Genomic DNA, 21917 nt, shown 5'->3' with positions numbered 1-21917 from the left:
CTCTCTTCAAAATAGTACACTAGTAAGCTGTGTCTAAAATAGGGCAAGGCTATGCCAAAGCTAAAAACACGTCGTGCTGCTGCCAAACGATTTCGGACGACGGGCAGTGGTAAGTTTGTCCGCCGTAAGGCCAACAAAAATCACTTACTCGAACATAAGGGGAGCGATCGCAAGAATCGTCTTTCCCACAAAGCCCTCGTCGATCCACGGGATTTTGAGCGAGTATCGCTGATGCTGCCCTACGCTTAATTGATAAATTTTTAGTTTTTGATCAAGGGTGAAATTGAACTATGGCAAGGGTCAAACGGGGTAACGTTGCCCGCAAACGGCGTAAAAAAATTCTCAAGCTCGCCAAGGGCTATCGTGCGGCGCACTCCAAGCTCTTCCGCACCGCCAATCAGGTGGTCATGAAGGCACTGTGCAATGCCTATCGCGATCGCCGGCGGCGCAAACGGGACTTTCGGCGGCTCTGGATTGCGCGGATTAACGCTGCTGCGCGTCAACATGGCATGAGCTACAGTCAACTCATGGGCGCCCTCAAAAAAGCCGATATTCAACTCAATCGCAAGATGCTGGCTCAATTGGCCGTGTTGGATACGGACGCCTTTGCCACTGTCATTCAGACTGCTCGCGCTGTTTAGAACCTATTCTAGGCATGATCGCCACTTTCCAATCCCCCGGTGCCACCCTTGAGCTAGGGTTCATCACCCTACGGTGGTACGGTCTACTCATTGCTGCCGCCGTCTTTATTGGCATTTGGCTGAGTCAACGCTTGGCACGCCAGCGGCAGATTGATCCTGATCTGATTGCGGATCTGTCGATTTGGCTTGTGGTTGCCGCTATTCCCGCTGCCCGGCTCTATTACGTCGCCTTTCACTGGGGCTTTTACCAAAAGCACTTAGATCAAGTGGTGCAAATTTGGAAAGGCGGCATTGCCATTCACGGTGCCATCCTCGGCGGTATGCTAGCGATGGCGATCTTTACCTATGTGCAGCGGCTTTCCTTTTGGCAAGTGGCGGATGTCATTGCCCCTTCACTAATTTTGGGACAGGCCATTGGACGCTGGGGCAATTTCTTTAACTCTGAGGCCTTTGGTGCCCCTACGGATTTGCCGTGGAAACTCTATATCCCTGCGCCGCAGCGTCCCCCGGCGCTAATCAACGAAGCCTATTACCACCCCACGTTTCTCTATGAGTCCCTTTGGAACCTAGGAGTCTTTGTTCTCCTGCTGTGGCTCTTTCGTCAACCTCGCTATCAAAAACCGGGAACGCTCCTGATGGTTTATGCCATTGCCTACAGCTTGGGTCGCTTCTGGATTGAAGGACTGCGCATGGACAGCCTGATGTTGGGGCTGCTGCGAATTGCCCAAGTGGTTAGCTTGGTTGCGATCGCCCTAGGGGCTTGGGGACTCTTTCGCCTTTATTACCAAGGCAAACCGTTACCCGATTGGCAAACCGCCTAGGCAATAATTTCATCAGCAAAGCTCTGCCAGCGCACAAAGTGAAAGGGACCTGCCACGGAGCCCCAAACGTGCTCATCGGTTTCGGGATCCCGTCCGCGATCGTGGCTAATGAAGCGATCGCCATCAATTTCAAACGTGCTATCAAGATAGGTTTCCCGTCCTTTACGCACGACTTTACAGGCTTTGCCCGGCTCCACTTCACCGCGAAAGCTGTGCCCTGTCCAGTAGGTGAGCATATTGCAGCCACAGAGGAGTTCCAAATCATCGGCTGTCATCGCCTGAAGCCGCTGGCGATCGCGAGCTGCGCCAAAGAAGCGTTTTTCATCCTTGAGTACGTAATTTTTAATCACAATGTGATCATTGGCGGGCACCAGTTCTAAAACCCGTGTGCGGTAGGGCACCCCTAGCAAATAGTCGTAGGCCTGTTCCACATAAAGGGCAATGCCCTCCAAAAGACCACTGGGCAGGGGGCGCATACACACCCGAATATGGGCATAGAAGGGGGGATTCTCAAAGGCTTGGGCTTGGTTACTAAAATCCGCCGCCATCCAACGGCCAAGGGTCAGCACATCGGTTGCGTGTGTCATGCTCCACAATTGCCTTACAACAGTCCTTTTTTCACACTAGCGGATTGGTGCACCCAAAGCACTAAGTGATCCGTAATAATGCCTGAAGGAGTCCCTCAAGGGTATGCTCTGTGGCTTCAGTATCCACCCGTCCCAAGAGTTCGCGACAAGTTTGCGAGGTTTGCGGGCCAATACTGGCAATCTGCACAGTCTGAAGTAACTCTGCCGCCTGCGCACCCACCAATTGGCAAAAGTGTTTCACCGTCTTAGAACTGGTAAACGTGATCATATCCACTTGACCCCCTTGCAGCGCCCCTAAGACTTGGGCATCAACAGTTTGGGGACAGCGGGAATCGTAGGCGGGCACCTCAACAACCTCAGCCCCGGCCGCTGTAAAGGTCTCTACTAGCACGGGTCGCCCACCCTTTTCAACCCGTGGGAAGAGAAAACGCAACCCCGCTACAGGTTCTGGGAATTCTGCCACTAGGGCATCGGCGACAAATTCACTGGGGGTGAAGTCAGCCACTAAGCCGTAACTGCTGAGGGTTTGGGCGGTTTTTTCGCCAACAACAGCAATCTTGAGACCCGCGAGGGTACGACTATCCTTGCCATGATGCTGCAACCGTTCCATAAAAAAGCTAACGGCATTGTGGGACGTGAGAATGAGCCAGTCAAAGGTATTGAGTTGCGCCAAAGCCTGATCGAGGGGCTGCCAAGAACTGGGGGGAACGATTTCCAGTGTCGGCATTTCTAAAACGGTGGCACCGGCGGCTGTCAGTTGCTGCGTAAAGTCACTCGCTTGCGCTGCTGCCCGGGTGACGAGAATGGTTTTGCCGTGGAGCGGAGACATGGCTGATGGGGAAATCTTCAAAAATTCAGGGAAGACCAGATCTAGACTAGCCAAAGGGTAGCGTTTTTGGGCGATCGCCCCCACAACCACGACGGCTGGTGCCCTGTCTGGAACGTGAGGCGTATTTAGATAGCTCTCCAACGTGCCGAACCAAAACTGTTGCTGCGGCTGGCCGGCCCATTGCAAAATTGCCAGTCCCTCAGCGGGCGATCGCCCCTGCCTCAACAATTGCTCGGCAATATATCGCAGGGAACGGGTGGCCATCAAAAAAATCAGCGTCTCCATTTGGGCGATCGCTGCCCAAGGAAGGGTTTCTGGCGCATGTCCCGACAGAATCGCTACGGACTGGCTCACATCCTTTGCCGTCAGACACAATCCCGCCAGCAGTGGTGCCGCCAGCGCTGACGATAGACCCGGAATCACCACCGCCTCTAGACCTGCCCCTAGGACAGCATCCAGTTCCTGATGCAAACGGCCAAACAGCCCCGGATCGCCACTTTTGAGGCGGACAACCCGCTGGTACTGCTGGCCATAGGCCACTAAAAGGCGGTTGATTTCTGATTGGGGAACTGCCTCAGCCCCTGCCCGTTTGCCCACCGCGACTCGCAAACAATCGGGGGGTGTGAGTTCGAGGAGGCGAGGGGAGAGCAGGGCATCGTAAAGTACCACCTGCGCCTGCTGCAGGCAAATCCATGCTTCGAGCGTGAGAGAGCGAGGGGTACCTAACCCCGCACCCACAAAATAAACCGCCAATGACTAGCCTTGGGTACGTTGCAGGAAGATCATTGGGTTGACCGCACCCCGCCCTGGGGGATGTATCTCAAAGTGAACGTGGGGCCCTGTGCTGCGACCGGTGCTGCCCATTTCGGCTATCTGCTGACCCTGCTCAACGTATTGGCCCACGCGCACCAAGTTGCGATGGTTATGGGCATAGAGCGTCAGGGTGCCATCGGCGTGGCGAATTTCCACCAGGTTGCCGAAACCACCAGAATTCCATTGGGAGTAGGTAACGACACCGGCGGCAGCAGCATAGATGGGCGTGCCAATGGGAGCAGCAATATCAATCCCGCGGTGCATCCGTCCCCAGCGCGGACCAAAGCCAGAGGTCAACACACCACGCGCCGGCCAAATAAAGTTGGTGGTTAGGCTAGGTAGAAAGCGATCGGAGTTGGGCAGAGGGGGTAGGTCGAGATTACTGGGTAAAGGGGGAGCCACAATTGAGCGTGCCACTTTGACGGGCACAGGGGGGGCAATGGGCTGTACAGCGGCAGGTGTCGGTGCTGCTACTGTTGTTGTTTGCGGGCGATTTGCAACAGTGGGCTGGGGTAGCGCTGGGCGAGCAGGCGGTTGTTGGACTGAAACTAGGGCAGGGGTGGTACGCCGCCGCCGCTCAGCAGCCCGCCCAAAGGGAACAGGCTCTAGGGTTGCAGTTGAGGTCGATGCGGCTGGAGAGTGCACAACTGCCACCCGCTGCGAGAGTTGAGTCGTTTCCCCCGCGGCGGACTGTGGTTCAACTGCCGTCGTAGTTTGCTCCAAAGAGCCACCCATCGCAAAGGGGGTATCAATGGCCAAAGTGGCCATGGCAGTGGTGGTGGCTTGTGTCACTAGATCCGCCAAGCTATCGGTGCGAACCCGCCGATCCACCACTTTGAAGGTCGGCTCAGAAGGACGGCTGAGACGGTCAAAGGAAGCAAAGGCAGAGAGGGTCAGCGCCGGTCTTCTGAGGGTGAGGGGGGCAAAACTGACTTGGGGCTGGATGGTGCGTTGCCATGCCGTTTGGGTGACGCCCAAGAGTAGGTCGGTTTTGTCGGCGGATAAAAGATTTTCAAATTCAGCAAGCGGGTCTTGGGTTTCAGTGCTGAAGAGGGAGGGGAGGTTGAGAGATTCGGGGCGAATGTCCTTTGAACCCAGATCGCGATCGCCCGCAAGAGTGGTCAAATCAAGGGCTTGCGTAGGCTGAATCAGAACAAAGGTACCCAGCAGGGGCAGACAGGAACAAAGGGAGCGCAGCGAACGACCAAGCATAGCAGCAGACGCAAGGGGTGCATCCTGAGAGGCGGTAGGGGTACGACTATCGTTGCTCAAGGTAATCCTCCTCGCACACAAAATTGACAGTGATTCGACAAAGCGGTGAACCGAGAACACACATCATGAGCAATCGTCCAAGGTAGCCAGAGGCCACTCGCCGCATCTATGCCTAAAACTGTCCCAATCTGTTGTTTATGCAAAGGGTGTTTTGGCACCACGACGAAACTTCTAGGTGACTTTACCCAATCCACAACCAAATGACAAGCCACCCCCTTGCCTCGTCCTGCCCTCTCTGGGGGGGTGAATTACTTGCTGCAAAATAAAAATACGAATTTTCTACCTACTGGTCAATAATCAAAAAAACCTGAATTCATCACGACTTGGGCTTAATTACTACCCATGAAAGAAAAATCATTATTTCCAATAAATAAATAAGTAGAGTAAAGTTAGCTAATCAGTGTGTATAGTTTTTTTTAATAATGTAAGTCAGTTGACATCCTTCTCAGCGTTGGTCGTTCAATCAAAATTGTCCTATAACACTTGTGCCAAATTGCGCTAAAAGTGGCACATATTCATCTTCGCTCTTAGGAACAATTAGAGCAAGCTTGCTTGGTAAAATAAACCAGTTTGTAACGATTTTTGGCGATCGCCTTTTTGATGGAGCGTTGTCCCCATGACTTACCACAAGCTGTGGTTTCAACAAACAGCAAGCCGCCTCAAAGTCTTGCGTCCTTTTCCTCCCTTTAGTGTTGTCCAAAACTTTATTCGCGAATATCTTCCCAACCTCATTGACTATATGGATGGCCAAGGATTGGATCTGCGGGATCCACAGCACTGGTGGGAGAGTATCCACATTGACGGCATTTTGGAATTAGAAAATAGCGAGGGGGAAACCCTGCGGGTGGCGGCTGGGATTATTGAGCAGTGGCGCAATGCCAACGCTGCTCTGCGCCTGATTACAACCCCGGCAATGGCCAAGCTGCGGCGCGAGTCCCTCAATGTCAGCCAGCATTGGCTTTTTTATGTCTCTAGTCGCAAGCCCTACCCGGAGTCACTGTGGATTGATTTGCTCTATGAGCAGGCGGATACGCCCCCCACAGAAACGGGCTGTACCATTATTGAATTGACGGAACCCGAGGCCTAGGCGGTAGGTAGCCCACCACGAGAATGTCCTCGCCCACGGTTTGCCAAGTCACGTCCTCGAGGCACAAGGCCTCATTCATCTTGGTTAAGCCGAGATCGGCCACTGGGGCGGGGGCATCGGAGCCACCAATAATTTTTGGCGCAATAAATGCCCACACTTTCTGTACCATGCCTTCGGCGATCGCTGCCGCTGCAAGGGAACCGCCGCACTCCCAAAGCACCGTCATAATGCCCCGTTGATGCAGCTCTGCCATAACGGTGGTCGGTGTTAGCGGCTCTCGGTGCACCACCTCCACGCCCCGTGCCTGCAATTGGGGAATGAGGGGATGTTGGGGTGAAGCAGCGGTAACCACCAATGTTGGAGCCGTGGTCGTTTCCCACAAAGAGGCATTCGGCGGTAGATCAAGGGTACGACTCATCACCACCCGTAGGGGATTGCGCTCATGGCGCGAGGTCAAAAGGGGATTATCCAGACGCACGGTATTGCCCCCCACAATCACGGCATCGCATTCAGAGCGCAGTTGATGCACCATGGCGCGTGCGGCTTCACCACTCACCCAGAGACTGTGGCCGGCACTGGAGGCAATTTTGCCATCGAGGGTCATGGCGTATTTGAAAATGCCAAAGGGACGCTGATAGCGCACCCGATGCACAAACGCTTCGTTCAGGCGTTGACACTCTGCTTCCCGCACGCCGACGGTGACTTCTATGCCTGCTGAGCGCAGCCGTTCTACCCCCGCCCCGGCCACTTGGGGATTCGGATCAATCATGCCCACCACCACCCTGGGAATACCCGCCGCTATAATCGCCTCGGTACAGGGGGGCGTGCGGCCATAGTGGTTGCAGGGTTCAAGATTGACGTAGAGGGTGGCCTTGCTGAGGAGGGGGCGATCGCTCTCGCTGACGCTGCGCAGGGCAAACACCTCGGCATGGGGTTCCCCTGCCTTGGGATGAAACCCCTCCCCAATCACCCGTCCCTCCGCCACAATCACACAGCCCACGAGGGGATTTGGAGCCGTACAGCCTTTGGCACGAGCGGCTAACTCAAGGCAGCGCCCCATGTACTGGGCATCAATCGTGGCTATCTCCTCCACAACGGGGGCTGAGCGCATGGGTAAGAATCAACGCTCGTGTTCGGTTTCCGAGGAATGCTTCGGCAGTTGCTCCGCCTCTGGACACTCATCCGCAATGGGTAACTCCGCATAACCCCGCGGAACTGCTGCGAGCCGCCGTGAAATCGAGCCAATGCTTTCGATATTGACGATCTCTTCCCAAGCACACACTTCGTCGTCTTCCTCCGTTTCGTAGCGGATGGTAACAACATTCCCTTCGATGTCCACAATGCGTGCCCGGTCAATCAGGCGTTGTTGATCCCGCAAGTAAATCCAGACTTCTTGGCCGTCGGTATAGAGTTGATAAAGCTTGCGGTGTAGCATAGAACGGTCTCCTTCTCGGAATTGGGCGTAGCAACAGTTGATAAGCTGTGCTGCAACCTCTTGCCTGTCATCTTACCGCTAGACTTCAAAAGATGAGCAGCGGTGAATGGGAGGTGTGGGGACTGAGGTTGTTCATATCGTTGTAGCGATCGCGCAGCACAGGGGAAAGAGTGATTCTCTGACGGTCTGGGGCAGATCTCGTACAATCGAATAAGCGTAACAAAGGGTAAATAATCCGTTACTATAACGCTATTCATTTATTCTAACCAGTGCGGAGTCGTTCAAACGGCATGGGCAAAATTGTTGGCATTGATTTGGGGACAACCAATTCCGTCATTGCTGTGTTGGAAGGGGGAAAACCCGTTGTGATTGCCAATGCAGAAGGCTCCCGCACCACCCCCTCTGTGGTGGCCTTTGGCAAAGATGGCGAGCGCCTTGTGGGTCAGTTGGCGCGGCGACAGGCGGTGCTCAATCCCCAAAACACCTTCTATGCCGTGAAGCGGTTTATTGGCCGCGAATACAGTGAACTGACGGCTGAATCCAAGCGGGTACCCTATACGATTCGCCGCGATGAATCGGGTAAAGTGCGCATCAAGTGCCCACGCTTGCAACGGGAATTTGCCCCCGAAGAAATTTCAGCCATGGTCTTGCGCAAGCTGGTGGAGGATGCCAGCCGCTATCTAGGGGAACCCGTCACCGATGCGGTGATTACTGTCCCCGCCTACTTTAATGATTCACAGCGGCAAGCCACCCGTGATGCTGGGCGGATTGCGGGTCTGAATGTGCGGCGGATTATTAATGAACCGACGGCAGCAGCCCTTGCCTATGGCCTCGATCGCCAGAAGGAGCAGACGATTCTCGTTTTTGACCTTGGCGGTGGCACCTTTGATGTCTCCATTCTCGATGTTGGCGATGGCGTGTTTGAGGTGAAGGCCACCAGCGGCGATACCCAACTGGGGGGCAATGACTTTGATAAGTTGATTGTGGACTGGCTAGCCGAAGACTTCCTCGCCAAAGAGGGCATTGATTTACGGCGCGATCGCCAGTCGCTACAACGGCTCACCGATGCTGCCGAAAAAGCCAAAATTGAACTTTCAGGCTTACTGGAAACCAATATCGATCTGCCCTTTGTCACCGCCACAGCGGATGGGCCAAAACACATTGAAACCACCCTCAGTCGTCGCCAATTTGAAGACCTGAGCCAAGACCTGCTGCAACGGCTGCGCTATCCGGTCGAACAGGCACTGATGGATGCCCATTTAACCCCCGCTCAAATTGATGCCGTGGTGCTAGTGGGTGGTGCGACGCGGATGCCCATGGTGCAGGATCTGGTGCGGCAGATGATTGGCCGTGAACCCAACCAAAATGTCAACCCCGATGAGGTGGTGGCTGTTGGTGCCGCCATTCAAGCAGGCATTCTCGCCGGGGATATGAAGGATATCCTGCTGCTGGATGTAACCCCCCTTTCCTTGGGTGTGGAAACCATTGGCGGCGTCACGAAGGTGCTGATTCCCCGCAATACAACGATTCCGGTGCGCCGCTCCGATATTTTCTCAACCTCAGAAAATAACCAAAGCCAAGTGGAAATCCACGTCGTTCAAGGGGAGCGGGAACTGGCAGAACACAATAAGTCCTTGGGACGCTTTAAGTTAACGGGAATTCCGCCAGCGCCTCGGGGGGTGCCCCAAATTCAAGTATCCTTTGACTTGGATGCCAATGGCCTGCTCCAAGTGGTGGCCTTGGATCGCTTTAGCGGTCGTGAGCAAAGTGTGGTGATTCAGGGGGCATCAACCCTCAGTGAAGAGGAAATTCAGCAGATGCTCTTGGATGCCGAGACCAACGCTGCCAGCGATCGCCAGCGGCGGGCACGCATTGAGAAGCGCAACCGTGCTCAAGATTTGATTCACCGCGCTGAACGTCAATTGCGGGAAGCGGCTCAGGAATTTGGCTATCAATTTGCCGCTGATCAGCGCCGGAGTATTGAGGCCCTAGTGCGGCAATTGCAGGAGGCCATTCGCAATGAGGACGATCGCCAGATTGACCTCACCTATGCGGCTCTTGAAGAGCGGCTCTACGACTTTGTCCGCCAACTGCGCCTCAGCGAAGAAGCATTGGAAGACGATGAGGATGTCTTTAAGCTGCCCAACCTCAAGGAAGCAGTCAATAAAGGCCTTGATGCGGTGCGGGGTCGAGAGCGGCGGCGTGACGATTATGAGGATGAGTGGGATGAGCCACCCCGGACGCGGCGTTCTCGGGGGTATTCCCAGCGCAGTGATTCAGCCGCATGGGAGGATTGGGATGACGACGACTGGTAGAACTTGTTTGCATTGTTTGCCGCAACTGTGAGTGTAGATAGGACTGTCGATGCGTAATTTTCGAGATTACTACCAGCTTTTGGGCGTGGATCGAGGTGCGAGCACTGAGGAAATTAAACGTGCCTATCGGCGGCTGGCGCGGCGGTATCATCCCGATATGAATCCGGGCGATCGCGCTGCTGAAGAGAAGTTCAAAAATATTAGTGAAGCCTACCAAGTCCTAAGTGATCCGGCGCGCCGTGAGCAATACGATCGCTACGGTGAATATTGGTCACAGCCCGGCTTTCGCACTCGCCCTTCCCAACGTACCACTATGGCTCGGCGCAATGGCACCAGTGTCAGGGAAGAACCCGACCTCAGTGAAGATAATTTTCAAGAGTTTTTGGATCAACTGTTGGGTCGGCGATCGCCCCGCACCTCTACGGTTGCTGCGGATCCCCCCCGTCGCTCGCCTACGATAGACACAGACTACTTTCGCCCCGGCACCGTCAAAACCGCCTATACCGCTGTGAGTCGTCGCGACGCTGAAGCCACCCTAGAAATCCCCCTCGAGAAGGCCTACGAAGGGGGACGGGAGCGGATTCGCCTTGGGGATGGGCGCTCCTTAGAAGTGACGCTGCCACCGGGGATGGTTACGGGTCAGCGGATTCGGCTGCGGGGTCAAGGTACGGGTGGAGGTGATCTCTATCTGAAAATTCAAGTGACGCCCCATCCCCTCTTTCGCCTTGAGGACTACGACATTGTCTGTGAACTCCCCGTGACCCCCAGTGAGGCTGCCCTCGGCGGCCAAATTGAAGCCCCGACCCTCGATGGTTGGGTGAAAATGATGGTGCCAGCAGGGGTGCGCACAGGCCAACGTTTGCGACTGGCGGGTAAGGGCTATCCTCGCCCCGATGGCGATCGCGGTGACCAACTGGTGGAAATTGTCATTACACTGCCGCCCCAACTGAGTGATGCTGAACGCGATCTCTACCGGCAACTTCAGGCCATTGAGTCCTACAACCCCCGTGCCCATCTGGCGTACTCCTAAACTATGGATGCCTTGGTCTTTGCTGACCCCGCAGCGCAGCCTCTCCTAGAGGACATTCAGACCTACCTCAGTACCGTTGTTGCGCCAATTGCCAACCGCATTGATCAGCAAAAGTCCCTTTTATCGGAAAGTCTGCAAGCCCTAGGGAATTTGGGCATTTTTCGTTTGGCGGTACCCAAGGCAAGGGGGGGATTGGGGTGCGATCGCCGCACGCTCTGGCATTTGAGCTTACAACTAGCGCAAACCTCCGGTGCCCTTGCCTTTTTGGTGGCACAACATCAATCCGCCTTGGGGATGATTCTTGAACATCCTGAAGGGAACGTTGCCCAAACCTACTTGGCGGACTTAATGAAGGGGCAGCTGTTGATTGGTGTCAGCTTTTCCCACCTACGCCACAACCCAGTGGATCTACAAGCTCAACCCACCAGTGGGGGCTACCTCTTGCGGGGCACGCTGCCTTGGCTCAGTGGCTTTCAGCACATGACCATGTTTGTGGCCGCCGCGCCTTTACCCGATCGGCGTCTTCTCTTTGCCCTCATGCCCTTTATCAATGCCCAACAGGCTGGCGGTGGCATTTTGCACCTCTCATTGCCCTTGCCTCTAGCGGCTGTGCCCTCAACTCAAACGGTGCAAGCAGAAGTGGTGAATTGGTTGGTGCCGCGGGAAGATGTAGTGGGTATCAGTGAGGTGGATTGGCTGGCCGTCCGCGATCGCCAGCAATTGCTGCGGGGCAGTGCCGCCCCCATGGGCTGTGCCCGTGCCAGTTTGCAGATTCTCGCTGAGAGTGCCGACGCCAAAGACCTCTATCACCACTTTCGCGATCGCTGGCACCGCCTTTACGACCAGATTCAAGAAGAGCTAGAGAACCTGAATCCCCCCCACCATGCAAAACTGCGCGCCGCCGCCATTCACCTTGCCGTCCAAGCGGCTCAGGCTGCCCTGATGACAACGGGTGGCAGTGCCTTGATGCTCAGTCACACAGTGCAGCGTCTCTATCGCGAAGCCATGCTCTACACCGTCTCTGGCTTGAATGCCCCCGTGCGCCATGCCTTGATGGAGGATTTGTTGCTTGAAAAGGGTTCCCACTGAGCAAGATCAGTGTCTGCCCCTTGAGTGGTTGGCTCGCCCTGCCCCAATGGTTGCCCAAGAATTACTGGGGTGTCTTCTCGTGCGACAGCAGGCCAATGGTCAACTCTACCGCGGCCGTATTGTTGAAACTGAAGCCTATATGGCCGGCGACCCCGCGTGTCATGGCTACCGTCGCCAAACGGCTCGCAACGCCCCGATGTTTGCGGCACCAGGGACAATCTATGTCTATCAAATCTATGGCATTCACCACTGCCTGAATATCGCCAGCGATCGCCCCAATTTTGCCAGTGCTGTTCTCATTCGTGCCCTTGAGATGCTCAGTCCGCCCTTGCCCCCCCGCAGTGCTGCTGGTCCGGGGAAACTGTGCCAAGTCTTGGGGATCGATCGCCAGCTTTCGGGCTTGATGCTAGGGAAAGAGAGCGGCCTCTGGTTAGAAAAGCCACCCCAACCCCTAACAGCCCCTGTGGTACAAACCACTCGCATTGGTATTTCCCAAGGTCAGGAGATTCCGTGGCGGTGGTATGTGCAGGGCAACCCGGCGGTCTCCCGTTATTCGTAGCTGCCCGTTGTCACCTCCAGCAATTCCTCCGGTTGGTGGAGAAACTGAATGGCCTTTTCGAGGGCTTGTCGGCGATCGCTCACCACATGGTCTGCCGGCAACCGATCCAAAATACGGAAGCGTTGCAGCCGCTGTTGCACCTTATCCGCCGAACCATTCACGAGAAAAATTGCTAAACGATGCTTTTGTGCCTCTTGGATGAGTGACTCAATGGCCAACGTTGCCGTTACCCCCAACAGGGGCACACTGCTGACATCCAGAATCAGCACCTTATAGTCCGACATGATCGCCTGCCGCTGGGAAATTGCCCAAGCGGAGCCAAAACTCATTGGACCCCCAAGGTGCAGGAGCAACAGTTGACCCTTGGCTTCGCGGAAGAGTTCTTTTTCCTCGGGGGTGAGGGGCGTTTGATCATCGGCGTGGGTAATCGCCTTCACATCCTCCGATTGCAGATCCGCCAAGCGCTTGATCGTCAGCATATTGGCAATAAAGACACCCACACCCACCGCCACAATCAAATCCACAAAGACCGTCAGCAGCATCACACCATACATAATGAAGGCCGCCCGCAGGGACAAGAGGTGGGCACGCTTGAGAAAATTCCAGTCAATGATGTCAATCCCCACCTTGATCAGAATCCCCGCCAACACGGCATTGGGAATCGGTTCCGTCAAAGGCGCAGCCCACAGCACCACCATCAGTAGAATGACAGCGTGGATCATGCCCGATAAGCAGGTGCGTCCCCCCGCTTGAATATTTACCACTGTGCCCATCGTGGCACCGGCACCGGGCAGACCACCAAATAAGCCGGACAGTAGGTTACCAATACCTTGGCCAATCAGTTCCTTATCGGAATCGTGCTGGGTGCGGGTAATGCTATCGGCAATCACCGAGGTCAGGAGCGAATCAATACAGCCGAGCATCCCCAGCATTGCCCCGTCCACAATCATCGTTTTCAGCGCAGGCAGTGTAAACGTCGGCGGCACAAACGCTGGCAGCCCCGTGGGAATCGTGCCAATGCGGGTCAAACCGGCATCCGCAAAAAACACCATTGACAAAATCGTGCCTAAAACCAAGGCGAGAAGCTGTGGCGGCACAATTCGCCGAATTTTCTGGGGCGTGAAATAAATGAGTCCGAGGGTGAACAAGCCCAAGGTAAGGGCAGCCGAGTTCAAGGTTTGAATCCACTCTGGCAAGTTTTGCACTGCCCCCAAGACCCCCCCTTTACTGCTGTGCCCCAACAGTGGACCAATTTGCAGCAGGATCATGATCAGGCCAATTCCCGACATAAAGCCAGAAATCACGGTGTAGGGCATGAGGGTGATGTATTTACCCAACCGCAACAGACCAAAGAGGATTTGAAAACCGCCCGCCAGCATTACCACCGTAAAAGCCATGTATAACCCCTGTTCGGGATATTCACTGGTCAGGCGGGTGATCACTGCCGTCATCACCACCGTCATCGGCCCTGTCGGATTGGAAATGAGTGTTGGCGTGCCCCCAAAGAGAGCCGCAAAAAAGCCAAGAAAGACGACGCAGTACAGTCCCGCCGTTGCACCAGCCCCAGAGGTGACCCCAAAGGCCAAGGCCATCGGCAAGGCGACAATGGCGGCAGTCAGCCCACCAAAGAGATCGCCGCGCCAATAGCGAAAGTGAACTCGATTAACTAAATTTGTTAGCATTTCTGCCCCTTTTGGCGAATCTAGAGAGGGTGTCATAGCGAAATCGCTGTTAAGAGCACTCCCTATGGGAGTATCCTCATAACTTGTAGCTATGGTAAGAAAATATTTAATTGATATAATTCTATGCTTTAGGGGAGACAATCGGTCTAGGGAAAACATCAAAGAATTTCTTATCTGTCCTATAGGCAAAAAGGGGAGAATCGGCAGAGAGCGAGGCTTGCTCACTGTAAAACTTTGTTACACTCAGGGATTGAGAGCAGCAACTTACGAGGTCATGACACTCCTATGAGTCAGTCGCCGCTGGATGCCTTTTTCCTTGGTCGAGCAACCGCAACGCTCCTGCGTGATCAGGCGCAGCATCTATTTGTGGAATTCCTAAGTCAACTGGGGCGATTTGATGCCGAGCAGCAGCAGCGGCTCCATCAATTCATGGAAGAGGTGCAAGCTCGTGCCCGTCAAGAAGCAGAAATGGTGGTGCCTCGGCGTAGCCAACAAGTGGATTGGCAAGCTTTGATTGATGATTTGCGGGCGGAAATTGCTGCTCTACGCACGGAACTGCAACGCTACCGCAATCGCGAAAGCTAGGCACGCGGAACAACAATATAGCCAGTTTTTAAGTAGGCATCGGTTGATGCTGGCTTTGGGGAAAAAGACTCACCACCCAAAACCCAGTGGCGATCGCGCCCCCAATACCACCAATAGGCTGCCGTGTAGGCACAGAGAACGGCATCGAGTTGATCTTCAAGAGCCTTGAGGTCTCGCCCGTTGCTGGGGATTTCGATAGTGAGTTCTAGTGCTAAGGGTGGCTCACAGTGGGGAAGCTGGGTGGCCATTAAATCCCTAAGCTTGGCTAACCCTTTGGCTCGTTCTGCAAGGCGGCCTTTTTTGTATTTAATGATTTGGTCAAGCTGAAAGAGGGCGATCGCCGTGGCATGGGGGAAGACTTCAATTTGAAATCGCCCGTGTGCTTGGGGGGCGATTGTAGGCGCATGGCGAAACCCCCGTTGGCTAAGGGCTTGACTAAAACCCGTGGTGTGCTGCGCAAAGGGGGATTGCTGATTGGCCGGATAGCAGCCGGCGTGATAGCGCCCAAGCAGTTGGTGAGCTTGGCGATCGCAGGTACGCATTCCCCGCGAATTGGGAATAATGAGGGGGGCATCCACCGCCACCATGGCTGCTTGCGCAGAGGGTGCATCGCGATCAATCCATGCCAAAAGTTCATCCGTATCACGGGAGCGATCGCAAGCGACCACCGCCAAATCTTGTCCCTGCCACTGCAAACAGCAGTACCCTGATGCCCCTCCTTTCCAAGCCAGATCAACGCCGAGAAACCGCATTCACTGCCATCAACTGTTGTTGCGGTGGATGATCTTGAATCAGCAAAGCAGCAGCCACAACTCCCACTGGCGGTACCAGCACTAACCCCACGAAGGGAATGAAGAGTGCCAAAAACTGCGCTAGACCAAGACCATAGATTTGTGGCGTATAGGCACGGGTCAAGAGCTTGCGCTCTCTCAAAGAGGTGCTGTGTTTTTCAAGGAGGTAATCAAAGCTGCTTCGCCCTAGAAAGAAACTGTTAACGATCGCCATCACGATAGGTTGCAGCGGCCCCGTTAGAAATGAAAGCAGCAGGAAGATCACCTGCAACACTGCATCCCGCAGCGCAAACCAACCACCGATAATAGCGTTCAATAGATCGCGCCGCCACCCCACCTCAATCGTTTGTCCCGTGGTAATTTTTTCAACACGGTTGAGCAGCGGACCAAGGAAAGGAATCACCACAAGGGGAATCAGCGTTTGATAGCCAATTAGGGCCAAAAAGACAGCAATGAGGGTTGCCAAAATATCAATGAACCCTTGGTATAGCCACTGCCATTCCCCACCCACAAACCAATAATCACCAATGACTTGAACAGCCCAGAAAGCAGCAATGATAAGCGTTACCCCCAGAACGAGGCTCAAGCAGGCAGGTAACAGTAGATAGCCCCAAAGACGATAACGGGCGATAAAAAAAAGACCACGACCAAAGGCAAAAAACCCCGCCTGAAACCGCTGTCCTGCTGCCCAAAGCTGCTTGATCACTCAATCATTCTTCTAGAAGCCCCTAGGAAAATCCTAGCCTATCCACGGCGGGGCGGTGTTCCTTCATCATCCGGCGGCGGCGCATCGGCAACAAAATCAGGGGTATTGACCTGTTCAGCACGGGAAACTGGCGTTGCTGTCGGTCGCCATAGCCAACTGGTCAACAGTCCAAGGGTGAGAAGTCCCACCAGGAGGGGAATGAATAGATCCGTCATCGTTGTTCGCCTCATTGAAGTCATTATTGTACAGAATCGGATGAATCTCTCTTGAGTGCTGGCTCTCTTGACGCAGTGGGACTCTTGTAAGTTCCAGTACAACCTTTCGCAAGAATTGAATACACTCAAAACGGTTAAACCTGCTCGCTGTAGCCGCAGAGTTTGAGCTATCGTTGAAGTGGCTGCCTTGGGTGATAAGAGCAATGCCCCTGTCTCCCTTTTGGATTTGGTTAATTGTTGCCATCATTCTTTTTGTGATGGAGCTTGTTTTGCCGACGGCTTTTATGGAAGCCACTCTCGGCCTCAGCGCCCTGATTGTTGCCTTTCTCTCGTTTCTGATTCCCAGCTTTTCAATACAGATTCTCCTCTGGATGCTGCTCTCTGTTGTGGTGGCCTTTCTCCTGCGGCGGTATCAACCAAAGCGAGTTCCCCCCGTCCTCAAGGAAGCCGCCGAGGCGGAAACACTTACGAAAATCCCCGCTGGCGAGACGGGGCGAGTGCTGTACGAAGGGATTTCTTGGCAAGCTCGCTGTGGTGATCCCCGCTTGGCCATTCCCGAACATCAGCGGGTGATTATCATTGGCCGTCAGGGAACGACGCTGATTGTGATGCCCGAGGATGCTATTCAGTCCTAGGCGGCGATCGCCGTTTCTTGCGGTGCGTGGTGGCTGGATCAATGGGGAAACCGGCAAGGGGAACCACCTGCTCAAGGCGTTCTTTCTCAAGCCGTTTTAATTCCGTGTAATCTACCCAGTGGATACAGTCAACGGGACAGGTATCAATGGCTTCTTGAATCAGTTCAAGGGGGTCACCATCTTGGCGTACCACCCGCGATCGCCCGTAGTTCGGCTCGATGTAAAACGTATTTCGCGCCACATGGGCACAGTGTTTGCAGCCAATACAGGTAATTTCATCGACATAGACACCGCGCTGACGGTGAGTGCCCCCGAGTTCAGGTTCGTAGCCGCTGCGAGGTTCACTTTGGCGAAGTTGGCCGCCAAGTTCTGGCTCTAAACCAAGGGGTTGCCCCTCTGCCCCGTGCCTCTCCATTGTTTTGAATGATCTTCAACGGCTAGGAACGCCAGCGTTGCAATACGAGCTTGACACTCCCATCGGCCTGCTGTTCTGTGGCCTGCACTTGGAAGCCCTGCTCAGTAGCGGATTGCAACACCGCATGGTAGGCATAGCGCTGAGTGACTTTATTCAAGAAGCGATCCACTGACCATGCCTGCTGCCAAAACTCCAAATCTGCCACTAGCTCATACTCGGTGCCATTCCAGCGAAAGCCAATGTCATAGCCGTTGTCTTGGGGAACAACGACTTGAGCCGTTTGGGTTTGACCGCGAAAGCCGCGCACTTCTTGGCAGCCAGATTGCCATGGTAAGCCCAAGTCCGTTAGGGCAGCCTGGAGGGCGGGTAAACTGCGAATTTGGGTTTTGATTTGGCTGAAGTGCGACATGGATCACCAATCCTCAACGATTACCACTGGGAGGGGACAGATTGAACAACCAATTGATTTTCTTCCTCTTGGGGAGCGTAGTATTCTGCGGTGGGCTGTTGGCTAATGACACACCCCAGCTGCGCTTCAATGGCAGCAGTCACCTCAGCACAGGATGCCCCAGAAATTCCCGTCACCGTTTCAACGACACGGCCATCGGGATAAATCACGAATTCAAGGGTTTCTAGCATTGGCACAACCTACTCCCTCGCAGTTATGACAAACCGCTCACGAGGATAAAATTCAAGTCCTAACCTATGGAACTCATTGTGACGAAGGCTAACCAAAGGAGTCAAGGGCTTTAATAAACTTTACACTCCGCAGCAGTTTCCCCCGGCTGCCTGAAGACCTGAAGAATCAGTCATCTATAGAGCCAAGTCTGCGTCGAGAATTGATAAGAGATATGTGAATTGCTTTTCTTGGACGGGACGGCGGCCTCAGGGCGATCGCGACCTCACTCAATCCCTCTGCAAAAGGCGGTATGATATTCAGAAATTCGTTTCGCCTTAAACTCTCAGAAAACCATAAAAAAACTTAAAAAAATATGGGGCAGTCTTTTTCACCATTAACAGTTTTGGCCTTGGCATTCCTACGGGGGGTATCTTCCTCTCTGTGGCCAGCGATCGCCCGCGGCGAGTCCCAAGAATCCATCAATGTCAATCCCCAAGACCAAGTACACAGTGCTGAACAATTTCTCGATGCCCTCTTTGGCAATCACGTTGATTTAGCGTTGAGCTATTTACATCCGCAACTGCAACGGGAGTTTTCACCGAAAAAATTGAAGCAACGCCAAGCCAATTTTCTGAGGCGGGTAGGCGTGTACAAAGAGCGTCTTGGGAGTCAGATCAACGACAATATTGTCAGTATCAAGGTAGCCTTTTCTAACGTTACAGATACATTGATTGTGATGATGGATAGCAATGGTAAGATCACAGGTATTGATTTCCCTGCAGCGCCTGATGACCTGTCTGCTCAGCCTCTGCTTTCGCCCTCTCGGCCTTGACCTTTATGCAAGAACGGCGTAGTTCTCCTGCACCTGAATTATCTTTACAAAATACGCCCTTTTTTCGCGACTTACCCCAGGCGGTGGTGGAGAAAGCCCTAGCTCATGTAGTGACACGTCAGCATCCCGCTAACCGCGTGATCTTGCTAGAGAATGACTGGGGCACATCAGTTTACTTCATCCTCAGTGGCTGGGTCAAAATTCGCACCTACAACATTGATGGCAAAGAAGTCACCCTGAATATCCTCGGTCCCGGCGAACTCTTTGGCGAAATGGCTCCCCTAGAGGAAGTGCCCCGCTCAACGGATGTGATTACCCTAACACCGACAGTTGTGGCCAATATGCCCGCAACGGATTTTGTCAATCTTGTCAATACGGAACCTCAAGCGGGCATACGCCTCGCCAAGTTGATGGCACGACGGCTCCGGCAACTGAATCGGCGGCTGCGGCTGCGGGAATCGGATAGTATGTCACGGGTGGCGGATATTTTGCTGTTTTTGGCGGATGGTCAAGGGCGACAGGGAGCGGATGGCCTAGAAATTCCGAATCTGCCCCACCGCGAACTGAGTAGCTTAAGTGGCATGGCACGGGAGACGGTAACACGGGTGCTTGGGAAGCTGGAGCGCAGGGGGATTATTCGCCGCAACCCAGAGAGCCTGTGCATTACGAATCTACGTGCCCTAGAAAGTTTACTCCTTTAGGACTAAGAACAATAATGATTGCCCTGAAGACGATGGCAGCAAGTAATGCCCAATGCTCCAGCCAATGAACACCCCTAAAATGGCCATTTGAATCAGCACTAGCATAATTTGCCAGTTGTGGTAGCCGGCGGCTTTCATTTCAATGCGCACGAGAATTTCGGTGCCAATGAGAATGGCGATCACACTAAAGACGTGAAAGGCAATAATGGCAAGGGTAACAGCGGTACTCAGCACCAGTACGGTCAAGAGACTGGGGGTGCCCACGCGCATAATTAAGCTACTAAAGATATTTCTAGGGTTGCTCTGGCGCGATCGCAACAGGCTAGAGGTGCCCCCCACAACAAACACTATCAGAATTGCTGCCAAAAAAGAGGCATAGGCTGACCACAGCCAAGGATAGGCAGACAAATACCAGCCCACGAGGACGTAGCCCAGAACCACCAGCAACAGTAGAGCAAGGGGAAACTTGGTATAGTCTGGCGATGCGCTCATCGCTAACGGGGTGCAAGGTGCGTACAAATCCACTCTACGGCAGCGGCTAAATCTGCTGCAATGTAATCGGGTCGACTGGCGTGCTGGTAACTCCCCTCAAGAACGCGATCGCCAAAGCCGGTTTGTACTAAAATCCCATAGCAGCCGGCATTCCGCGCCAGATCAATATCGGTCGCTTTGTCCCCCACCATGACACTGCGGCTGAGATCTAAATCATGATCCCAAGCGGCCGCTACGAGCATTCCTGTATTGGGTTTGCGCCATGTTGTCCAGCCCGCATAGTCGGCAACCACTCCCCCTTCAGGACGGCTGAGATCAGGACAGAAATAAACCGCATCCAACACCGCACCGGCACTGGCGGCTAGCAACTCCTGAAGTCTGTGGTGTAGGGCATGAACATGATCGATGCTGTAATAATCTCGCGCAGGACCTGATTGATTGGAGGCTAAGCAGCAAAACCACCCCGCATCATTGAGCCGTCGCACTGCCTGAGCCACACCGGGGATGAGCTGTAAGTCCTCAAGGCGGTGAATATAGCCCACCTCTTGGTTCAGCACGCCATCGCGATCGAGAAAGACAGCCGGTCTAGCCATGGCGAGCCGCCTCAATCACGGCTGACACGGGAATATCGGCCATGTTGCCAGTAGGGGATTTGACGGCTCGAAAGCGCGGATCGTTGGGCAGGAGTTTGGCAGGATCCGTAGGGCCAAAAAGCGCCACAAGGGGAGTCCCCACCGCCACGCCAATGTGCATCGGGCCACTGTCGGTACAGAGAATCTGTTGTGCTTGTTGCATTAGAGCTGCCAGTTTGCGCAAGTCTGGAGGACGGCTAATCTTAATTTCCGGTAGCGCCTGCGTTAGCGCACTCACCCATGCGTGATCTTCAGGCCCGCAGACCACGATAAAGGGCAGGTGCGGCTCCTGCTGTTGCAGCGTCTGGACGACCTCAACCCAAGCAGCGGGGGGGTAAATTTTGTTAATTCCCTTGGTAAGTGCCATCTGACTTGAGCCACCGTGCAAGAGGCGATACCGCCCAGTAATTCCTAGGCGTTGCTGCTCTGCCGTTGCCCACTGTTGATCCGCCTCAGCAATCACGGCCTTGGGCAGGGGACAGGGGGTAGTGATACCAAAGGCTTGCAGTAAGTCGTGGTAGGTGGCGGCGCTGTATTGATCAAGGTTGACAGGTACCGCATCGGTGAGAAACCCCAAGGGATTGAGCTTCGCAAAGCCCACGCGCTTGGGAATCCCCGTCAGCCACAGCAAAAAGCGCACCGCCTTACTGCGCCCCAAGGAGAGAATGGCATCGTACTCCCCATCCCGCAGCATACCAATCAGATTTACCCACTCAGCCAAGGCATTGCGGTCTTTGAAGTCAAAGGGAATCACTTGGTGGACTGTAGGACTTAGTTGGTAGGCAGCAACCGCACGGGGTTCAACAACCACATCAATTTGACTATTCGGAAAGTGGGTTTTGAGGTCCTCGAGGGTAGGAAAAAACAAAATTTGATCCCCAATACCGCCTGGCACCAGCGCAACAATATTTTTCATCAGCGACCTCCAACAGCAAAAAGCCTTGAATCCAAAGCCCCACAAAAGCCACTGCCTTTCCAGAAAGAGACCACTTGGCAGGGCTTGATCCAAGACTGAGCCGTTGCTGGCTGATTCAGCATAAATGGTGGATTCTGGTTGACCACAGACACATCCATAGGGCTAGGTTTCCTTGGGCAGTATTGAGGAGGCTTAGCTGCAATTTTAAAGGCTAGCGT

Annotated in this window: 27 protein-coding genes; 12 read left to right on the top strand and 15 right to left on the bottom strand. The window is 54.1% G+C overall.

What is annotated here, in order from left to right; all coding sequences use genetic code 11:
* Window positions 1-51: 51 nt before the first annotated feature.
* From rpmI to lgt, 3 genes are read left to right on the top strand one after another with little or no spacing between them, the layout of a single operon-like run.
* A complete protein-coding gene (gene rpmI / locus RHK62_RS09905) occupies window positions 52-249 on the top strand; it encodes a 50S ribosomal protein L35 (protein WP_149818467.1) in 198 nt (65 codons plus the stop codon).
* 41 nt (window positions 250-290) lie between these two features.
* Window positions 291-641, top strand: a complete 351-nt coding sequence (gene rplT, locus RHK62_RS09900; protein ID WP_310453664.1) for a 50S ribosomal protein L20 — start codon at window positions 291-293, stop codon at window positions 639-641.
* 14 nt (window positions 642-655) lie between these two features.
* A complete protein-coding gene (lgt, locus tag RHK62_RS09895; protein WP_310453663.1) occupies window positions 656-1462 on the top strand; it encodes a prolipoprotein diacylglyceryl transferase in 807 nt (268 codons plus the stop codon).
* On the opposite strand, the gene RHK62_RS09890 is transcribed toward lgt, so the two are convergent.
* From RHK62_RS09890 to RHK62_RS09880, 3 genes are all read right to left on the bottom strand, one after another.
* Window positions 1459-2049: a chromophore lyase CpcT/CpeT gene (locus RHK62_RS09890; protein WP_206199753.1), complete on the bottom strand. Its 591-nt coding sequence runs from the start codon at window positions 2047-2049 to the stop codon at window positions 1459-1461. The genes lgt and RHK62_RS09890 overlap by 4 nt on opposite strands.
* Window positions 2050-2110: 61 nt before the next feature.
* On the bottom strand, window positions 2111-3631 hold the full coding sequence (cobA, locus tag RHK62_RS09885) for a uroporphyrinogen-III C-methyltransferase (RefSeq protein ID WP_302678026.1): 1521 nt from the start codon (window positions 3629-3631) through the stop codon (window positions 2111-2113).
* Between the two features lie 3 nt (window positions 3632-3634).
* Window positions 3635-4963 carry a peptidoglycan DD-metalloendopeptidase family protein gene (locus RHK62_RS09880; RefSeq protein ID WP_310453662.1) on the bottom strand — a complete coding sequence of 443 codons (1329 nt, stop codon included), beginning with the start codon at window positions 4961-4963 and terminating at the stop codon, window positions 3635-3637.
* Window positions 4964-5579: 616 nt separating this feature from the next.
* On the opposite strand from RHK62_RS09880, the gene RHK62_RS09875 reads away from it, so the two are divergent.
* Window positions 5580-6050, top strand: coding sequence for a hypothetical protein (locus tag RHK62_RS09875; protein ID WP_206199751.1), 471 nt, complete (start codon window positions 5580-5582; stop codon window positions 6048-6050).
* Here RHK62_RS09875 and ribD read toward each other — a convergent pair.
* Entirely contained in the window at window positions 6022-7161 is a 1140-nt protein-coding gene (gene ribD, locus RHK62_RS09870) for a bifunctional diaminohydroxyphosphoribosylaminopyrimidine deaminase/5-amino-6-(5-phosphoribosylamino)uracil reductase RibD (protein WP_206199750.1), read from the bottom strand. The two genes, RHK62_RS09875 and ribD, sit on opposite strands and share 29 nt — an antisense overlap.
* A 9-nt stretch (window positions 7162-7170) precedes the next feature.
* Window positions 7171-7485: a DUF6679 family protein gene (locus RHK62_RS09865; protein WP_024125163.1), complete on the bottom strand. Its 315-nt coding sequence runs from the start codon at window positions 7483-7485 to the stop codon at window positions 7171-7173.
* Window positions 7486-7775: 290 nt separating this feature from the next.
* On the opposite strand from RHK62_RS09865, the gene dnaK reads away from it, so the two are divergent.
* Genes dnaK through RHK62_RS09845 form a run of 4 tightly spaced genes read left to right on the top strand, consistent with a single transcriptional unit; the run spans window position 7776 to window position 12478 of the window.
* The gene (gene dnaK / locus RHK62_RS09860) at window positions 7776-9800 is read left to right on the top strand and encodes a molecular chaperone DnaK (RefSeq protein WP_206199749.1); all 2025 of its coding nucleotides are present in this window, start codon (window positions 7776-7778) and stop codon (window positions 9798-9800) included.
* Window positions 9801-9849: 49 nt separating this feature from the next.
* Window positions 9850-10830, top strand: coding sequence for a J domain-containing protein (locus tag RHK62_RS09855; RefSeq protein WP_302678024.1), 981 nt, complete (start codon window positions 9850-9852; stop codon window positions 10828-10830).
* Window positions 10831-10833: 3 nt separating this feature from the next.
* Window positions 10834-11919, top strand: a complete 1086-nt coding sequence (locus tag RHK62_RS09850) for an acyl-CoA dehydrogenase family protein (RefSeq protein WP_310438243.1) — start codon at window positions 10834-10836, stop codon at window positions 11917-11919.
* On the top strand, window positions 11900-12478 hold the full coding sequence (locus RHK62_RS09845) for a DNA-3-methyladenine glycosylase (RefSeq protein ID WP_310453661.1): 579 nt from the start codon (window positions 11900-11902) through the stop codon (window positions 12476-12478). The genes RHK62_RS09850 and RHK62_RS09845 overlap by 20 nt, the downstream gene beginning before the upstream one ends.
* Here RHK62_RS09845 and RHK62_RS09840 read toward each other — a convergent pair.
* Window positions 12469-14160, bottom strand: a complete 1692-nt coding sequence (locus tag RHK62_RS09840) for a SulP family inorganic anion transporter (RefSeq protein ID WP_302678022.1) — start codon at window positions 14158-14160, stop codon at window positions 12469-12471. The genes RHK62_RS09845 and RHK62_RS09840 overlap by 10 nt on opposite strands.
* A 285-nt stretch (window positions 14161-14445) precedes the next feature.
* Between RHK62_RS09840 and RHK62_RS09835 the strand changes: the two genes are divergently transcribed.
* Window positions 14446-14745, top strand: coding sequence for a DUF6825 family protein (locus RHK62_RS09835; protein WP_206199745.1), 300 nt, complete (start codon window positions 14446-14448; stop codon window positions 14743-14745).
* Here RHK62_RS09835 and RHK62_RS09830 read toward each other — a convergent pair.
* Genes RHK62_RS09830 through RHK62_RS09820 form a run of 3 tightly spaced genes read right to left on the bottom strand, consistent with a single transcriptional unit; the run spans window position 14742 to window position 16457 of the window.
* A complete protein-coding gene (locus tag RHK62_RS09830; protein WP_310438245.1) occupies window positions 14742-15497 on the bottom strand; it encodes a DUF429 domain-containing protein in 756 nt (251 codons plus the stop codon). The genes RHK62_RS09835 and RHK62_RS09830 overlap by 4 nt on opposite strands.
* Window positions 15478-16242: an EI24 domain-containing protein gene (locus RHK62_RS09825; protein ID WP_310453660.1), complete on the bottom strand. Its 765-nt coding sequence runs from the start codon at window positions 16240-16242 to the stop codon at window positions 15478-15480. Before RHK62_RS09825 ends, RHK62_RS09830 begins: the two co-directional genes overlap by 20 nt.
* A gap of 38 nt (window positions 16243-16280) precedes the next feature.
* The gene (locus tag RHK62_RS09820) at window positions 16281-16457 is read right to left on the bottom strand and encodes a hypothetical protein (RefSeq protein WP_190278217.1); all 177 of its coding nucleotides are present in this window, start codon (window positions 16455-16457) and stop codon (window positions 16281-16283) included.
* 203 nt (window positions 16458-16660) lie between these two features.
* Between RHK62_RS09820 and RHK62_RS09815 the strand changes: the two genes are divergently transcribed.
* Complete coding sequence (locus RHK62_RS09815; RefSeq protein ID WP_206199742.1) at window positions 16661-17092, top strand: NfeD family protein; 432 nt, start codon at window positions 16661-16663, stop codon at window positions 17090-17092.
* On the opposite strand, the gene RHK62_RS09810 is transcribed toward RHK62_RS09815, so the two are convergent.
* The 3 genes from RHK62_RS09810 to RHK62_RS09800 are packed head-to-tail and all read right to left on the bottom strand — an operon-like array spanning window position 17079 to window position 18146.
* Window positions 17079-17507 carry a ferredoxin gene (locus tag RHK62_RS09810; protein ID WP_206199741.1) on the bottom strand — a complete coding sequence of 143 codons (429 nt, stop codon included), beginning with the start codon at window positions 17505-17507 and terminating at the stop codon, window positions 17079-17081. The genes RHK62_RS09815 and RHK62_RS09810 overlap by 14 nt on opposite strands.
* A gap of 22 nt (window positions 17508-17529) precedes the next feature.
* A complete protein-coding gene (locus RHK62_RS09805; protein WP_149818434.1) occupies window positions 17530-17916 on the bottom strand; it encodes a DUF1257 domain-containing protein in 387 nt (128 codons plus the stop codon).
* A gap of 20 nt (window positions 17917-17936) precedes the next feature.
* Window positions 17937-18146, bottom strand: coding sequence for a DUF2997 domain-containing protein (locus RHK62_RS09800; protein ID WP_190278215.1), 210 nt, complete (start codon window positions 18144-18146; stop codon window positions 17937-17939).
* Window positions 18147-18499: 353 nt separating this feature from the next.
* Between RHK62_RS09800 and RHK62_RS09795 the strand changes: the two genes are divergently transcribed.
* Together RHK62_RS09795 and RHK62_RS09790 are read left to right on the top strand one after the other, a co-directional pair.
* Window positions 18500-18958 (top strand): hypothetical protein, encoded by a 459-nt coding sequence (locus RHK62_RS09795; RefSeq protein ID WP_310453659.1) that lies wholly within the window; start codon window positions 18500-18502, stop codon window positions 18956-18958.
* Between the two features lie 5 nt (window positions 18959-18963).
* Entirely contained in the window at window positions 18964-19659 is a 696-nt protein-coding gene (locus RHK62_RS09790; protein ID WP_206199738.1) for a Crp/Fnr family transcriptional regulator, read from the top strand.
* Here the strand turns inward: RHK62_RS09790 and RHK62_RS09785 are convergent.
* Genes RHK62_RS09785 through RHK62_RS09775 form a run of 3 tightly spaced genes read right to left on the bottom strand, consistent with a single transcriptional unit; the run spans window position 19648 to window position 21699 of the window.
* Complete coding sequence (locus RHK62_RS09785; RefSeq protein ID WP_206199737.1) at window positions 19648-20151, bottom strand: hypothetical protein; 504 nt, start codon at window positions 20149-20151, stop codon at window positions 19648-19650. The two genes, RHK62_RS09790 and RHK62_RS09785, sit on opposite strands and share 12 nt — an antisense overlap.
* A 2-nt stretch (window positions 20152-20153) precedes the next feature.
* On the bottom strand, window positions 20154-20744 hold the full coding sequence (locus tag RHK62_RS09780) for an HAD-IIIA family hydrolase (RefSeq protein WP_206199736.1): 591 nt from the start codon (window positions 20742-20744) through the stop codon (window positions 20154-20156).
* Window positions 20737-21699, bottom strand: coding sequence for a glycosyltransferase family 9 protein (locus tag RHK62_RS09775; protein ID WP_302678016.1), 963 nt, complete (start codon window positions 21697-21699; stop codon window positions 20737-20739). Before RHK62_RS09775 ends, RHK62_RS09780 begins: the two co-directional genes overlap by 8 nt.
* Window positions 21700-21917: the final 218 nt, after the last annotated feature.

The organism is Thermosynechococcus sp. HY213 (assembly GCF_031460975.1).
Classification (GTDB): Bacteria; Cyanobacteriota; Cyanobacteriia; order Thermosynechococcales; family Thermosynechococcaceae; genus Thermosynechococcus.
Note: the sequence above shows the minus strand (reverse complement) of the source record. Positions and strands in the feature narration are given on the sequence as shown.

Bases quoted from the DNA above. Each gene is read 5' to 3' on its own strand.
- rpmI (WP_149818467.1), top strand. From the start codon at position 52: ATGCCAAAGCTAAAAACACGTCGTGCTGCTGCCAAACGATTTCGGACG.
- rplT (WP_310453664.1), top strand. From the start codon at position 291: ATGGCAAGGGTCAAACGGGGTAACGTTGCCCGCAAACGGCGTAAAAAA.
- lgt (WP_310453663.1), top strand. From the start codon at position 656: ATGATCGCCACTTTCCAATCCCCCGGTGCCACCCTTGAGCTAGGGTTC.
- RHK62_RS09890 (WP_206199753.1), bottom strand. From the start codon at position 2,049: ATGACACACGCAACCGATGTGCTGACCCTTGGCCGTTGGATGGCGGCG.
- RHK62_RS09875 (WP_206199751.1), top strand. From the start codon at position 5,580: ATGACTTACCACAAGCTGTGGTTTCAACAAACAGCAAGCCGCCTCAAA.
- ribD (WP_206199750.1), bottom strand. From the start codon at position 7,161: ATGCGCTCAGCCCCCGTTGTGGAGGAGATAGCCACGATTGATGCCCAG.
- RHK62_RS09865 (WP_024125163.1), bottom strand. From the start codon at position 7,485: ATGCTACACCGCAAGCTTTATCAACTCTATACCGACGGCCAAGAAGTC.
- dnaK (WP_206199749.1), top strand. From the start codon at position 7,776: ATGGGCAAAATTGTTGGCATTGATTTGGGGACAACCAATTCCGTCATT.
- RHK62_RS09855 (WP_302678024.1), top strand. From the start codon at position 9,850: ATGCGTAATTTTCGAGATTACTACCAGCTTTTGGGCGTGGATCGAGGT.
- RHK62_RS09850 (WP_310438243.1), top strand. From the start codon at position 10,834: ATGGATGCCTTGGTCTTTGCTGACCCCGCAGCGCAGCCTCTCCTAGAG.
- RHK62_RS09840 (WP_302678022.1), bottom strand. From the start codon at position 14,160: ATGCTAACAAATTTAGTTAATCGAGTTCACTTTCGCTATTGGCGCGGC.
- RHK62_RS09835 (WP_206199745.1), top strand. From the start codon at position 14,446: ATGAGTCAGTCGCCGCTGGATGCCTTTTTCCTTGGTCGAGCAACCGCA.
- RHK62_RS09830 (WP_310438245.1), bottom strand. From the start codon at position 15,497: ATGCGGTTTCTCGGCGTTGATCTGGCTTGGAAAGGAGGGGCATCAGGG.
- RHK62_RS09820 (WP_190278217.1), bottom strand. From the start codon at position 16,457: ATGACGGATCTATTCATTCCCCTCCTGGTGGGACTTCTCACCCTTGGA.
- RHK62_RS09815 (WP_206199742.1), top strand. From the start codon at position 16,661: ATGCCCCTGTCTCCCTTTTGGATTTGGTTAATTGTTGCCATCATTCTT.
- RHK62_RS09810 (WP_206199741.1), bottom strand. From the start codon at position 17,507: ATGGAGAGGCACGGGGCAGAGGGGCAACCCCTTGGTTTAGAGCCAGAA.
- RHK62_RS09805 (WP_149818434.1), bottom strand. From the start codon at position 17,916: ATGTCGCACTTCAGCCAAATCAAAACCCAAATTCGCAGTTTACCCGCC.
- RHK62_RS09800 (WP_190278215.1), bottom strand. From the start codon at position 18,146: ATGCTAGAAACCCTTGAATTCGTGATTTATCCCGATGGCCGTGTCGTT.
- RHK62_RS09795 (WP_310453659.1), top strand. From the start codon at position 18,500: ATGGGGCAGTCTTTTTCACCATTAACAGTTTTGGCCTTGGCATTCCTA.
- RHK62_RS09790 (WP_206199738.1), top strand. From the start codon at position 18,964: ATGCAAGAACGGCGTAGTTCTCCTGCACCTGAATTATCTTTACAAAAT.
- RHK62_RS09785 (WP_206199737.1), bottom strand. From the start codon at position 20,151: ATGAGCGCATCGCCAGACTATACCAAGTTTCCCCTTGCTCTACTGTTG.
- RHK62_RS09780 (WP_206199736.1), bottom strand. From the start codon at position 20,744: ATGGCTAGACCGGCTGTCTTTCTCGATCGCGATGGCGTGCTGAACCAA.
- RHK62_RS09775 (WP_302678016.1), bottom strand. From the start codon at position 21,699: ATGAAAAATATTGTTGCGCTGGTGCCAGGCGGTATTGGGGATCAAATT.